The sequence below is a fragment of the Bacteroides parvus genome, assembly GCF_017309675.2.
GTDB lineage: Bacteria > Bacteroidota > Bacteroidia > Bacteroidales > Bacteroidaceae > Bacteroides > Bacteroides uniformis.
Window position 1 is genome coordinate 73,392 of sequence record NZ_CP084680.1, and the last position, 14,710, is coordinate 88,101.

Sequence of the window (14,710 nt, forward strand, 5' to 3'; positions counted from 1 at the left end):
CTGTTTTTTGACTATTTCACATACAATGCAGAAGCAGGAATAGGTGACAGCTCCTGTGCCGAAGGAAGTTTCCAGCCCCAACCCAGCTCTTCTCCTTCGTAATCCTCAAAGTAATACAGCTTGTAAGCATGGAATCCTTTCTTCAGTGCCACAGTCCCCGTAGCAGGAATAGCGGCGTGCGAACCATCGTTATTCACCACCATCTCATCATCAATGTACAATACGCTGCCATCGTCCGAACGAGTCATAAAGGTGTAGATTCCATCTTCGGGCACCTCTATCAAGCCGGAGAAGATATAGCCGAAGTGGTCTTCCTGACGTGCCTCCTTGATGGAAGGTTCTGCCATGATACCGATATCAAGCAACGGACTCTTCTCTATATCCGCCACCTTCCGGTAAGTACCCTCGAAATATTTGTAGGATGTGCCGTTCCGCACAGGACAGACTGCAAGTGCAGGTTTCATCTCAGCCTTGGTGGCCATGATGGAGAGTGTATGGCTTGGGCAGAATCCGTCCTTGAATCCTTTTGCCTTTATGGGAGTAGTCTGGTCCAGTTCCAGCGGCTTTTCATAGAGCGGTGACAGTTCTGTAGGTTCGCTTCCATCCAGCGTATATCTCACTTCTGCTCCTGCCGTTACCGTGGCCAGTGCCACCGTTATCTTATCCATAAACAGATTCAGGTCTTTGTCAACGTATGGGACAGACACCACATGCTCCTTAGTATAAGAGTAAAGCGCCGACTCTTCCGAAACTCCACGGCTCTTGTCCGGCTTGTCTGTCAGCGTAAAACGCAATTCGCCCCCTTCCATCAGCTGTTCATAGGTAATGAAGTTACCCTCTATGGCTTCTCCATTCAGTTCTACCTTGTTTATGTAGATATTCTTTTCCGGATTGTTGGCAAGCACAGACAATGTCTTTCCGTTGGCCAGCCTTATCACCGCCTTATCAAACAGCGGCGTGGTCAGTGCAAATTCATTGCTACCGGGACACACGGAATAGAAGCCCAGACTTGAAAGGATATACCATGCCGACATCTGCCCGCAATCTTCGTTACCGATGATGCCTTCGGGAGTGGGTGCATACATCTCACGCAGCAACCGGCGTGTCAGTTCCTGGGTTTTCCAAGGCTGACCGACATAGTCATACAGATAAGCGATATGATGGCTCGGCTCATTGCCATGCACATACTGACCTATCAAGCCGGTGATGTCCGAAAGTTCCCCTTCCAGCTTCAAGTCCGAAGAGAATATGGAATCGAGTGCCACTACAAAATCATCCTTGCCGCCAAACAACTGCATCATGCCGTTCACATCATGCGGCACAAAGAAACGATATTGCCAGGCAGTGGCCTCCGTATAGGCACGTCCCACCTCCAACGGCTTGAACGGTGCTTCCCAGTTGCCATCCATCCGTTTGGGACGGAAAAACTTGGTAGCCCCATCAAACACATTCACATAGTTTTGCGAACGTGCAATGAATGTCTTGCAAATATCTTCTTTCTCCATCTCTTGCGCCATGCGGGCTATGCACCAGTCATCGTAGGCAAATTCCAGCAGGCAAGAGATAGATTCCCGCTTGATGTTCGAGGGGATGAAACCGTTCCGCACATAGCAGTCCGCCCCTTTTTCGTTCTTCTCGGCAGAGGTTACCATCGCTTCCAGCGCTTTCTCGGCATCAAACCCACGGATGCCTTTCAGATAAGCATCTGCTATGACAGAAGCGGAGTGATAGCCTATCATCGTCCCCGTCTCTCCGGCAGAAAGAGGCCAGATGGGAAGTTCGCCCGAAGCATCATAAATATCCAGGAAAGAGTTCACCATGTCATTCACCAATCCGGCATCGAGTAGTGTCATCAGCGGATTCCAAGCACGGAAAGTGTCCCACAAGGAGAAAGTGGAGTAATGCTTCCTGCCCTCGGGCATCCTGCCTGTCGTCATGTCGTGACGGCGATACTCACCATTCACATCGCTCACCACATTGGGCACCACCATCGAATGATACAAAGCCGTATAGAAAATCTTCCTGTCGTCCGCATTGCCGCCTTCTACCACAATGGCAGAGAGCGCCTGTTCCCAAGCAGTACGAGCAGCACTGCGCACGGTATCGAAATCGAAATCCGCCACTTCGAATTCCAAATTTTCACGTGCATTCTTTTCGCTAACAACGGACAGCCCGACTTTTGCCACCAAGGGTTCTCCGTCGCTGTTGTCAAAAGCCAAGCAAACCTGCAAGTGGGTACCGGTCAATTTTGCCTGTGTAGCAACCGGTTTCCGTTCCTGCACAAAGTCCACCGTCTTAAAAGGTTTAGAGAATTGCGCCACAAAATAGACATACTGGTTATCCGTCCATCCCCTAGTGCGGCGCATACCGGCAATCTCATAGTCGGACGTCTGTTCCAGTGTAGCTTCATAGATATGTTCGTTATCGAGCAGATGTGCCAAGTCGATGATGACAGCCGCTTCCTTTCCAGCGGGGAATGTGTAGCGGTGCACACCGGCATGGGCGGTTGCCGTCAGTTCCACCTTTATACCTTCTTCTTTCAGCACGACGGAATAATATCCGGCGGAAGCCTCCTCTTCTTTATGGCTGAAAGCCGCAGGAAGACAAAGCGTTTCGGCCGTCAAGTCCGGCTTTTGTGTAGTGGGGCGAAACAGGACGTCGCCCAAGTCAATGCAGCCGGTGCCGCTAAGGTGGGTATGCGAAAATCCCTTCAAAGTGCTGTCGTCATAGTGGTACCCCGCACAGGCATCCCAGTTTCCGGCACGCGTGTCGGGACTCAGTTGCACTGCCCCGAAAGGCACAGTCGCCCCCGGATAGGTATGTCCGTGGAAGCCGGTACCGATGAACGGGTCTACGCAATCAACAGGCTGTTTCACATCGGACGAACAAGCCCCACACACTACACCGACCAAAACGGCATACAGAAGTTCTTTCAAATTCATTGAGATGAATGTTTTTCAAGTTATTGTTTACGATGTTTTCCTACTCTTACAGACACAAAAGTACATAAAAAGCATGAGTTTTTTACACCGCCATAATAAAGAAATCATTTTTTCTTCAGAGGAAAGATAACAAAACCTTCCCATATAACAAAATTCTGCAAGAGCCGATATGCCACGCACACCAACCCTTGCAGATCAGACCAATGGCAATGAGGTCTATTTTATCATTCCACACCCGGTTCAATGGCCAGACAATAATCTTTCACATTGCCGGACACTGAATTTGTGGTAGTCTCACGAAGAACCCACGATTTGTCTGCAACCATAAAGATAGCATATTCTCCGGCTGCAATATCAGCTTGGCTAAACTTTACGTTGCTGATGGACTCTGCAACCCTCTTCAAGTCCTCCACAAGATTGCTTTTCACAGTACCAATCAACACACCATTGTGCCTGCTGTCCACAACGGTTCCCAGTGCCGATTTTGCAGCATTTATCTGCTCTTTAGAGCTAAAACGTGCCGTAGCGAAAGGCACCAATATGTCCTTCTGGTTCTCCTTCACCATACTCTTGCACATAATGCTGATAAACTTGATGAAGCAATCGTTACTCACCTTGAATCCTTCTTCAGCATTGTTCTTGTGATTGTACAAGATAAGAGAGCCTTCCGTAGCAATGCCATTTCCATTCTTAACAACCTTATTCAATGCATAACCGGGAAAACGGCTGGTGGCAAAAGAGATATGAGTGGCCATATTGCTGCCACCGCTTACGTCCACACGGTCTATCACACCAATGGAACAATCCTCGCCCAACGCGTTGATATGATTGACAATCGCATCGGTTTCCCCAATGTTGGCGTCATTCAGTGCCGACAAAAAGTGAACTTCCACGCTTCTGGTTTTGTTCCAATCGGAGTTAGCGTTCTCTTCCTGCTTGATATTGCCCACTCCAAGGTCCTCTGCGATACAGGAGCCTGCCAGTACTGAGCAGAATCCTAGTGCGGCGAATGTATATAATATATTCTTTTTCATATCGTTATCGTATTACTTTTTAAGTTCAACCTCAACTATTACCGGATCATGGTCAGAAAGCTTTCCTGCATCCACAAACTTTTCACTAATTTTATTCCAACCGCCTTTGGAAGCAAAGATATAATCTACCCAATGGTTCCCCATTTGGTCAAATTCAGTTCCAATAAGCTCTATGGGCGAAGCACCGGGATAAACGTTCAAGTCACCGGCCAGAAGAGCAGGCACCTTGGTATCGTTCAAGAATGCAATCAATGCTTCCGCCTGTTCCTGCTGTCCTCCGGTATGGTCGAAGTGAGTGGCAACCACAGCAATGATGTCGCCCGAAGGCAACGCCACCTCGGCAATCACGGCACCACGCTGGTCAGAAGAACCTGCCGGACGGGGAAGCTGCATTGTACGAGAAGCGATAATAGGGTATCTGCTCAAAATGGCGTTACCATAAAGCTCGTTCATGCAATAGGTATAGTTCTCTTCGGGGTTTTGTCCCTGCTTGTTATTCAGGTTATAAGAATAGCCATAGATGGCAAACATACCCAACTTATCGGCAATTTCCTGCACTTTATCTATATATTTTCCATCTCTCATCTGGCGGGAACTTCTGTTCTCCACCTCATTGAGTATGATAAAGTCCGCATTTTCATCTTTCAAGAAGTCGGAATAAGGAGTCACATCAAAAGAGTTACGCTCCCCCCATTTATCCTCCTGTTCGAAGGACAAGACATTGAAAGTAATCACTTTAAACCGGTTGTCCTGCGCCTTGGCTTTGGAGAAAAATCCCCCAAAGACCATCACGAAGAGCACCAATATGATATAAGGATAAAATCTCGTATTCATTTTATTGATTTATTTAAACATTAATAAACATTCTGCTTCAAGTTCTTGCTGTTTGCCACCTCTTTGGCAGGAATCGGGAACACATGGTTTACATTCGGATTGAATGTACGTGCAGGCCAGATTTCAACCTCCTGCACATTAAATGAGCCGTCAGGGTTAGTAGTGGTCTTCACCCCATGCAACGGCTTGGCATAAGCTTCCTGTGCATCGTGCCATCTCACGAGGTCAAGGTGGCGGCTGGGTTGGAACTCAAATGCAAGTTCACAACGGCGTTCGTTCTTCAATTGCACCTTGGTGGCTTGGCTGTTTTCAGGCAATCCGGCACGCTTGCGAATCTGATTCAGCAGAGACTTGGCCTCGGAATCACCTTCGCCGTTCTTCCAGATAAGGGCTTCTGCCTTCATCAGCAGAATGTCGGCATAACGGATAAGGCAAGTGCCCAGCACGTTGCTGGCATTGTTCATATTGGAGTTCACTTTTTTTCCTATACAGTCGGCGTTTTCCCAAGGAGACATGAATTTTCTCCAGGTCAAGCCTGACGTGCTTGATGTAGCCCATGAGCCTACCGCCCATGTAACATCCTGCCCCACAAACTGGATATGGTCGCCCGGATAAAGGATAGTAGCGTCACGGCGCTCGTCACCTGCTTCGTAAGCGTTGTAAAGCTCAAGCGTAGGCTGGAAGTACCCCCACGTATTATACAATCCCCAGCCACCGTTCTCAAACGACATGCCATGGAATTTAGGACCTTCCACTGCATTACCCAGCAACGAGAAGATGTATTCTTCGCAGAAGTTGTTCTCTTCGCGCCACAGACGGGCAAAGTCGGGATAGAGGCCACGTTTATCCGCGCCTGTCATACCCATCACCTTGTCACACATCTCGATAACCGTGTCGTAATACTTAGCATCGAACTGCGAAGCGTAAAGTGCCGCACGAGCTGCAAATGCCCAGCATGCAGCCTTGTGAGGACGACCATAGTCTTCGTTGGCCATTTCGGACAAATAGGGAAGCAAATCGGCGGCAGCGCGCATGTCTTCTATAATCATGTCATAGTTGGCAAGCACCGAAGTCGGACGCGGTTGGTCTATTTCGGCAGTCGGCGTTTTTTCCGTTACGATAGGAATACCGCCGTTCACACCGTTATCGCCATACCAAGGAGCCAGCCACAAATAGCTGAAACCGCGGTAGAAGCGTGCCTGACCGATGGCGCGGTTCTTTACACTCCCGGAGATGGACATGTCGGGCACATTGCGCAACACATCGTTGGCACGGGCAATGATGCGGTACATCCACGGCCAATTGTCTTTTTGGTCGCGACCGTTTTCCGGGGTCATTTGGAAATCCTTAATGGCCTGTGCCTCACTCTGTGAACGACCGGTCACCATGTTGTCACTACAATTCTCAAACCACATGAATCCGCGGCCCGTCACTCCTTCTTGGTAGGTGAATTCATGGAAAGCATTCAACGCCTTTTCCACATCTTCTTCCGTTTTCCAGAAATTGGTACTGCCCTCCAGTCCATAAGGGTCAAATTCCAGGAAATCACTGCAGGCGGCCAATGAAAAGCCCAGCAAGAGCGACAATGCTATAGTTTTATATTTTTTCATTTCAATCTACTGTTTTTTAGAGTTTGGTTTTCATTTAGAAGCTAAAGTTAAATCCGATACTGAAAGAGCGTGCCACGGGATATGTACCTCCGTCGATACCAAAGTTTCCTACTTCGGGGTCGATACCACTATAATCGGTAGCCGTAAAGAGGTTTTCGCCGTTCAGGTAGAAACGAGCCGTGCTGCCCGGCAGACCGATGGCTCTCATCACATTGTCGGGCAATGTGTAGCCGATGGTAACGTTCTTCAGGCGGAGGTAGCTGGCATCTTCCAAGAAGAAGTCGTTCAAGCTGTTGTAGTTTCCATTAGGATCGGAAATCAAACCGATTCTGGGCACGCCCGAAGTCTTGTTATATTCCCAGGAGTTCTTTACGTCGGCAAGCATATTGCCACCCTGTCCGCGACCGGTGTAACCCATCTGCTTGAAGCCGTTGTAAACGGTGGATTTCCCCACACCTTGGAACTGGAAGCTGAAGTCGATGCCTTTCCACTGCAAGTTACCGCCAAAGCCGAAAGTAATCTTAGGCATATAGCTGCCCAGATATTGCTTGTCATCATCGGTAATCTTGCCATCGTTGTTGAAGTCCACATACTTGAAGTCACCGGGCTTGGCATTGGGCTGCACTTTTTGCTTGATGCCCGTTTCGGGGTCTCTCCAAGTAAAGTTGTCTATCTCTTCCTGACTCTGGAAGATACCTTCGGTCTTCAGCACGTAATAAGAATACCAAGGATGGCCCACGGCGGAACGCAACGGGGTAAGACTGTTGATTACCACATTGTGTTGCATGAATTCAAGGTTACCAAGGTCGAGCACTTCATTGTGAACAGTAGAAAGGTTACCGTTTACACCAAATGTCACGTGTCCTATCTTCTTGCTGTAGCTCAAGCCGAATTCCCAACCACGGTTCACCACATCGCCCACGTTGCCGTAAGGAGAGACAGAGATACCTGCCACCGAAGGAACAGGCACCACCTCGATAAGGTCTTTCGTGCGCTTATTAAAGTAGTCCACAGTAAGATTCAGGCTGTTGTCCAGCAAGCCCATGTCCAAACCTACTCCCCACTGCTCGGTGGTCTCCCACTTCAAGTCTTTCGTACCGATAGAACCGGCATATACACCACCATATACAATGTTGTTCAAATCTTTACCATAAATCATCGCCCAATCGGTTTCATTCAGAGGCACATTCCAAGAATAGCGCGGAACCAATGCCACGTTACCTACCTGTCCCCAGCTTCCGCGGACTTTCAGCAGATTCACCACATTCTTCAAAGGTTCAAAGAATTCTTCGGAAGAAATCTTCCAAGAAGCCGAGAATGCAGGGAACACGCCGGAGTTGTTATCCTTATAGAGTTTGGAAGTGGCATCGCGGCGCACGCTAGCAGTAAGGAAGTAGCGGTCTTCGTAAGAGTAGCCCAGACGAGCGAATACCGACAACATACTTTCCTCCCAAATGTTTTCCTCCGGCTGAAATTTGCTCCATTCGCCTGCCTGGCCGTTGGTAATGGAGTGACGATCCTCATTGACGTAGCCGGTAGTGTAGTAAGCGTCATATTTATACTTTTCGTAGCTCATGGAGTAACCCGCCATGAGACTGAAGTGATGCTTGTCGGCAAACACCTTGGCATAAGTGGCTGTAGTTTCCCACAAAAGCTTGCTGTTCCAAGTATTGGTCTTATCGCGAGAGTTATCAGAATTTGGGCGACCGATTTCGGGAACACGGCAATTGAATATGTCTTCCGTACGAATGTCGATTCCGGCAGTAAAGTCACTCTTCACCGTAAGACCCGAAACAGGCTTCAACTCAAACGAAGTAGTAGAGTAGATGCGGTTGGAAGGTCGTATCTGGTCGAGGCGTTCCAACATGGCAACAGGGTTGCGCATCTCACCGTAAGGACTATTGATGCCCTCTGCAGATGCCCAACGGGGGATAGTGCCATGGTAAAGCGGTTTGCCTGTTTTTTCATCAATCATCAATTTTCCCTCTTTGTCGTAGTCATATATACTTGCCGAGCGGGGGAAGAAGACAGCCTGATTGAGCACACCTTCGTGACCGGTACCTACATCGCCCTGTCCGTTTTTATATTCGTAGCTGACACGCTCGCTCACCTTTAGCCATTTTACCACCTGGAAGTCCAGATTGGCCTTGGCAGAGAACTTGCGGGCATAGGTATTGAGGAGCACCCCCTTGTCGTCATCATAAGCAAACGAAGCGAAACCCTTCATCGTATCGCTACCCCCCGACAGAGAGAGGGCATAGTGTTCCAGCGAGCCGGTGCGGAAGATGGCATCCATCCAATCGGTACGGGTAACGTTGCCATAAGGGAAAATCTCCGGGTTTCTGGAAGCGTGGAGAGGGTCACCGGTAGCCGTACAAGCATCAGCCCAGATTCTGTTATACTCTTCGGCAGTCAGCGTCTCCGGCAGGTTCACAGCGTTCTTAAAGCTCTTGGAAATGTTGATGTTCACCTTCACCTTGCCTGCGGAAGCCTGCTTGGTGGTTACCACAACCACACCGCCCGAACCTACGCTAGCACCATAGATGGCAGCAGAAGCAGCGTCTTTCAGCACAGTGATACTTTCCACATCTTCCATGTTGAAAGGGGCTCCCGGCACGCCGTCGACCACATAGAGCACACCATCACCGCTGTTATAACTGTCGTCCGTACCACGCGAACCACGCCCACGGATAGACAGAGAGACATCGGACATCGGGTCTCCACCATTGGACTGTATCATGACTCCCGGCATTTGTCCTTGCAAATAAGAACCTAAATTTGCAGGACGGCTTTTCAACTTATCATCCATTTTCACTGTAGAAACCGCGGTGGACAAGTCTTCCTTACGACTCGTTCCATAGCCAATGACCACCACTTCGTCAAGCAATTCCGCATCTTCCTGCAAAATTATGGTAATAGGCTTCGACGATGCCTTTACTTCTTGCGTTTTATACCCCAGAAAGCTGATTTCCAAAACATCTTTTTCTGTGGTTTGTAATGCGAACTTTCCGTCCACATCCGTAATTACCCCATTCGTCGTCCCCTTGACAAGGACATTGGCACCAATCACTGGTTCGCCATTCTGATCCTTTACTGTTCCTTTCACAGAAATCTGCTGTGCATAAGCACCTGCCGACAAGAACAGCCCCAACAATAGGGTCAGAATCGTTCGATAGATTCTAAGATTTACTTGTTTCATGCATTCAAAATTTAAAGTTTATAATATAAAAATTATAATTCTGCCACAAAGGTCAGAAAGCAGAATTACATAGTTATTACAAAAGGAGTATTTCTCTAACAGCCCTTATTTATTCGTGAAACAATATAACAATAAAACGTTTATTATTTTTTCAATTAAATCGTATAGGGATTATTACTCAAGAAGAGCGGCAGCACCCAATAGACTGGAATCCTTTTTATGCGAAGCCACTACCCTCACATTATCCGATATGATTTTGTAGGGGAAACTTTGCATTGTTTGTTCCATAGCATCTTTAAAGAAAGGAAAAGCCGATACGATACCGCCTCCTAAAACAATAGCTTGGGGAGCATAGGCAAAAAGAATTGCCTTTATAAGATTGCCCAAATGCCTCCCAAACTCTTTCCAAATCTCCAATGCAGTTTGTTCTCCTTGCTGGGCTTTTTCAGCTACTACCGCACCGGTAGTTCCATAACGTTTAAACAAGAAACTACTGCAATAGTGTTCAAAATCAGAGTCCAAATAAGGAAATGAGCCTATCTCACCGGCTCCCATATATTGCCCACCATACAAATGGCGGTCAATGACAACACCAGCTCCAATTCCGGTCCCAATAGTAACGCCTACCATATTGGTGTAAGATTTTCCTTCGCCGTATAGGCTCTCCCCTAAAGTGAAACAGTTGGAATCATTATTAATGGCAACTGCCACCTTGAATTCGTTCTCCAAAATCTCCTTCAAGTGTATTTCTTTCCAAGAAGATATATTTGCTACATTATATACAATTCCTTTCTCCGGATCAACAATTGAAGGGACACCGATACCGATACCATCTACCTGCTCATTCATCATATTCCGAATAAGCTGGGAAAGCTGGTTTAACACAGTAGAAGCATCTTGCTGAGCTAAACATGGAACCGACACTTTATTCAAGCAGTTCCCTTTTTCCACTTGGGCTATTCGAATATTGGTTCCTCCTAAATCTATTGACAGTTTCATAGTATATAACATTAAGGTGTTCAACATGTGCAAAATTAAAAAAATGCTTTTTTTTCAGTATTCCCAATTGCGCATATAAATCTTCATTTTGCGCAAACATTACTGTCAATCAAATATTCCACCAAATCTTTTCCTCCAGGTTCACAGACAAAATCGATAAAAACAATACCACAATTCCGGCTATTCTTTTGTTTTAAATAGTCAGCAATAGACTTGTTCACCTTATCAGCAAAGACTTTAGGGGTTCCCAAGGGCAGCCCCGTCGCACTTACAAAAGTAATCCCCCACCGACGTGAAGAAACCGGCTCAACAGATATCCCTTCAATATTATGAATACAAACCCCGACCTTCTTCCCGGCCTCCTCACCCGATTCATATTGATACTCATCTTCGAGCAGAGCTATCCCTTCCTTACCATCTTTATTGCGAAGAGTGAGCAGGCAAGTGCTGTCATCCTCCCAACCTACACATGCTGCTCCAGGATAATTATCCATAGCATAATCCCTATGCAGGAAAAGAATCTTTCCACGGCAATCTTTCAGCGTCAGTTCAGGGCGAAAGTCCATCACGAAATAACTTTGATACTTAGGGTTGCTTAAAGAAGCAGACAGCAGAGAAGCATAATCCCGCGATTCTCCCCCTTCCTTTTTCAAAGAAACAATCAAAGTCTCAGAAGGATATGTTTGCAAAAAGTGTATAAAAGCAGGTAAAACATCATCTTCCCAATATATATCCTGAAAGGCATGGCTGTGAAATACCCCCAGTTTATCATCCTTCTTTTCCAAACGGATATCAAAAGCGCGGATGCCTTGTTGCAATTGGGCAGGAATATCTGTTGCTTGCGTTTTCAACATATGCCCTCCTTTGATACTACCACTATCGTGTGAACCGGGAATAGAAATCTTACATATAGGAAGTGTATCATGGAGAATCCTCATCCACTCAGGCCGCAATGCAGCCTCATCCCCCGCCTCCGCACAAGTATCCTGCAATCTGGGAGCTGTAGCACAAACCGGAGCATTCAATAGAAATATGGTCAAAGCTAATACAACAACTGTTCTAAATCCGTTTCTCTTCATAGTATATTGCTTTTAAGTTTACTGCATGCAAATGTAGAGGGTTCATTCTTTTCCCTCATCCTAAATTGCGTATTTAGTTCTTCATTTTGCGCAAACATCAAAAGCAACATATAGTAACATCCGAGCCAAACGTAATGTACCTTTTCATTACATAGATGTACCTAACAAAAAATGCCATACATTCTCCGTACTGCGTATCTCATCCCAGACGAAGCCCTCCCAAGAAAAGGATTTCAACTCCTCAGGACACTCCAGACGGTTCTTGACAATAAAACGCGTCATCTCTCCGCGACACATCTTGGCATAGATAACGACAGTCTTCGGCTGTCCGGCCTTCCAAACTTGAAACTCGGGCGTAATAACACGCACCTCTTGCTCCACCCGCTTCCAGTCGAACAAATCTTTCATTTCAGCACTTGCCAAATTAATGAGAACACCGCCACAGTTTTTAATTTCCTCTATGAAGTAATCCGTCAACAAAGGCTTCCAATAATCAAACATGGATATTCCACCTTTTTCGGGCAAACGGACATCTCCTTCCAAGCGATAGGGTTTGATACCGTCCAGCGGGCGAAGCAACCCATAAAGAAAAGAAGTGATACGCAGATGTTCTTGCGCATAACGAAAATCCTCCGCCGAAAAATCCTTCGGAAGAATACGTTTAAAAACAGCTCCGGTATAGGCGCAGATGGCCGGCATCGGACAATTCTCTTCCGAACAGAAATCATGAAAACGCAAACGGTTCTCGGCAGCAATTTTGGTATTCACCCGAAGAAGCCTTTCCAATTCGGATACCGAATACTGAGACATTTCCAACGCATTCCGCACAGCCTCCACCTCAAATTTCGGGACTGTGACTTCGGGCACGACAACAGAGTTGTGCGCTGCCATGGTCTTTGCACAAGAAATAAAAACAAGCATAGCGATATTTTTTTATAGATACAAAAATAAAGATTTTTAGTGGAGAATGCATATAGTTATAAAGATTTTCCACAGAATCCACCTCCGTTTCAAGAGTTTTTCATACCTTTACACCTTGTTAGAGAAAAGTGCACGTATTAGCCCCCACTCCCCAACATCTCGAGATAGAAAAAGAAAAAATAATATATAAAATGACTTACAAATGGAATTATCAACCCATTACACCCGAACAGGCAGAAGCAAGCCAACAACTGGCCCAAGAATTGGGAATTAGCTCAATATTGGGAAAATTGCTGGTGGAGCGGGGAATAACAACGGCAGCGGATGCCCGAAAGTTTTTCCGCCCCCAATTACCGGACTTATACGACCCATTCCTGATGAAGGATATGGATATAGCCGTAGAGCGCCTGAACAAGGCAATGGGAAAGAAAGAGCGCATTCTTGTTTATGGAGATTATGACGTAGACGGTACCACGGCTGTGGCATTGGTCTATAAGTTTATTCAACAGTTCTATTCGAACATTGATTACTATATCCCCGACCGTTACAATGAGGGGTATGGAGTTTCAATCCAAGGAGTAGACTATGCCGCAGAAAGTGGTGTAGGCTTAATTATTGTATTGGACTGCGGTATCAAAGCCGTCGAAGAAATCACATACGCCAAGGAGAAAGGCATTGATTTCATCATCTGCGACCATCATGTCCCCGATGATGTACTCCCCCCTGCTGTAGCTATTCTGAATGCCAAACGGGAAGACAATACCTATCCTTATGAGCATCTGTCCGGATGCGGTGTAGGCTTTAAGTTTATGCAGGCATTTGCCATCAACAATGGTATCGAGTTCCATCACCTAATTCCCCTATTGGACCTTTGCGCCGTCAGCATCGCATCAGATATTGTACCCATCATGGGTGAAAACCGTATCCTTGCCTACCATGGCCTAAAGCAATTGAACAGCAATCCCAGTGTAGGTCTGAAAGCCATCATTGATGTCTGCGGACTAACGGACAAGGATATCACTGTCAGTGACATTGTATTCAAAATAGGTCCTCGTATCAATGCCTCCGGACGTATTCAGAACGGAAAAGAAGCCGTTGACCTGCTTACTGAAAAAGATTTCTCTCTTGCCCTGGAGAAAGCCGGACAAATCAATCAATACAATGAGACCCGCAAGGACTTGGACAAGACCATGACCGAAGAAGCCAATAAGATTGTGGCCGATTTGGACGGACTTGCCGATCGCCGTTCTATAGTATTGTACAATGAAGACTGGCATAAAGGTGTCATCGGAATCGTTGCCTCCCGGCTGACTGAAATCTATTACCGCCCGGCAGTAGTGCTGACGCGCACGGATGACATGGCAACCGGCTCTGCCCGTTCCGTCTCCGGATTCGACGTCTACAAAGCCATTGAATACTGCCGCGACCTTCTGGAAAACTTCGGAGGGCATACCTATGCCGCCGGCCTTTCCATGAAGGTGGAAAATGTACCAGCTTTTATCGAACGTTTCGAAGAGTTCGTATCACAAAATATCCTGCCGGAACAGACATGCGCCGTCATCGACATCAATGCCGAGATTGATTTCAGAGACATCACTCCGAAATTCTTCAGCGACCTGAAGAAGTTCAATCCATTCGGACCGGACAATGCCAAACCTATTTTCTGCACGCACAATGTCTATGATTATGGTACCAGCAAAGTCGTAGGTCGCGACCAAGAACATATCAAGCTGGAATTAGTGGATAATAAATCGAACAATGTGATGAACGGCATCGCTTTCGGGCAAAGTTCCCACGTACGCTTCATCAAGACCAAACGTTCCTTCGACATCTGCTATTCTATTGAAGAGAATACTCATAAGAGGGGTGAAGTGCAGTTGCAGATTGAAGACATAAAGCCGAATTAAAAGTCATGAGGATGTATCAAAAGTATATAAGCATTTTCTTTATGTTATAATTTCAGGCGCGGATTACGCGGATTCCACGGATTTATTTTACTGAATCCGCATTATTCCTCGTAATCCGCTTCTAAAGAAAGCATTAAGAGTATTTTGAAACACCTACGATAGGAATGGCAAGAAGTTTAATAAGA

At 46.6% G+C, this 14,710-nt stretch carries 9 protein-coding genes; 1 reads left to right on the top strand and 8 read right to left on the bottom strand.

Annotated elements, in window-relative coordinates; all coding sequences use genetic code 11:
* Positions 1-11: 11 nt before the first annotated feature.
* From JXR92_RS00310 to yaaA, 8 genes are all read right to left on the bottom strand, one after another.
* Positions 12-2,942, bottom strand: coding sequence for a GH92 family glycosyl hydrolase (locus JXR92_RS00310; RefSeq protein ID WP_138344950.1), 2,931 nt, complete (start codon positions 2,940-2,942; stop codon positions 12-14).
* Positions 2,943-3,166: 224 nt separating this feature from the next.
* Complete coding sequence (locus tag JXR92_RS00315; RefSeq protein WP_117600836.1) at positions 3,167-3,976, bottom strand: hypothetical protein; 810 nt, start codon at positions 3,974-3,976, stop codon at positions 3,167-3,169.
* Positions 3,977-3,988: 12 nt separating this feature from the next.
* Positions 3,989-4,810, bottom strand: coding sequence for an endonuclease/exonuclease/phosphatase family protein (locus JXR92_RS00320; RefSeq protein ID WP_117600835.1), 822 nt, complete (start codon positions 4,808-4,810; stop codon positions 3,989-3,991).
* A gap of 20 nt (positions 4,811-4,830) precedes the next feature.
* Positions 4,831-6,420, bottom strand: coding sequence for a RagB/SusD family nutrient uptake outer membrane protein (locus tag JXR92_RS00325; protein ID WP_117600834.1), 1,590 nt, complete (start codon positions 6,418-6,420; stop codon positions 4,831-4,833).
* 34 nt (positions 6,421-6,454) lie between these two features.
* Positions 6,455-9,619 carry a SusC/RagA family TonB-linked outer membrane protein gene (locus JXR92_RS00330; protein ID WP_117600833.1) on the bottom strand — a complete coding sequence of 1,055 codons (3,165 nt, stop codon included), beginning with the start codon at positions 9,617-9,619 and terminating at the stop codon, positions 6,455-6,457.
* 174 nt (positions 9,620-9,793) lie between these two features.
* The gene (locus JXR92_RS00335; protein WP_117600832.1) at positions 9,794-10,618 is read right to left on the bottom strand and encodes an ROK family protein; all 825 of its coding nucleotides are present in this window, start codon (positions 10,616-10,618) and stop codon (positions 9,794-9,796) included.
* An 83-nt stretch (positions 10,619-10,701) separates the two neighbouring features.
* A complete protein-coding gene (locus JXR92_RS00340; protein ID WP_138344948.1) occupies positions 10,702-11,697 on the bottom strand; it encodes a phosphatidylinositol-specific phospholipase C in 996 nt (331 codons plus the stop codon).
* A gap of 147 nt (positions 11,698-11,844) precedes the next feature.
* A complete protein-coding gene (gene yaaA, locus JXR92_RS00345) occupies positions 11,845-12,618 on the bottom strand; it encodes a peroxide stress protein YaaA (protein WP_138344947.1) in 774 nt (257 codons plus the stop codon).
* A 191-nt stretch (positions 12,619-12,809) separates the two neighbouring features.
* On the opposite strand from yaaA, the gene recJ reads away from it, so the two are divergent.
* Positions 12,810-14,525: a single-stranded-DNA-specific exonuclease RecJ gene (gene recJ / locus JXR92_RS00350; protein WP_117600829.1), complete on the top strand. Its 1,716-nt coding sequence runs from the start codon at positions 12,810-12,812 to the stop codon at positions 14,523-14,525.
* Positions 14,526-14,710: the final 185 nt, after the last annotated feature.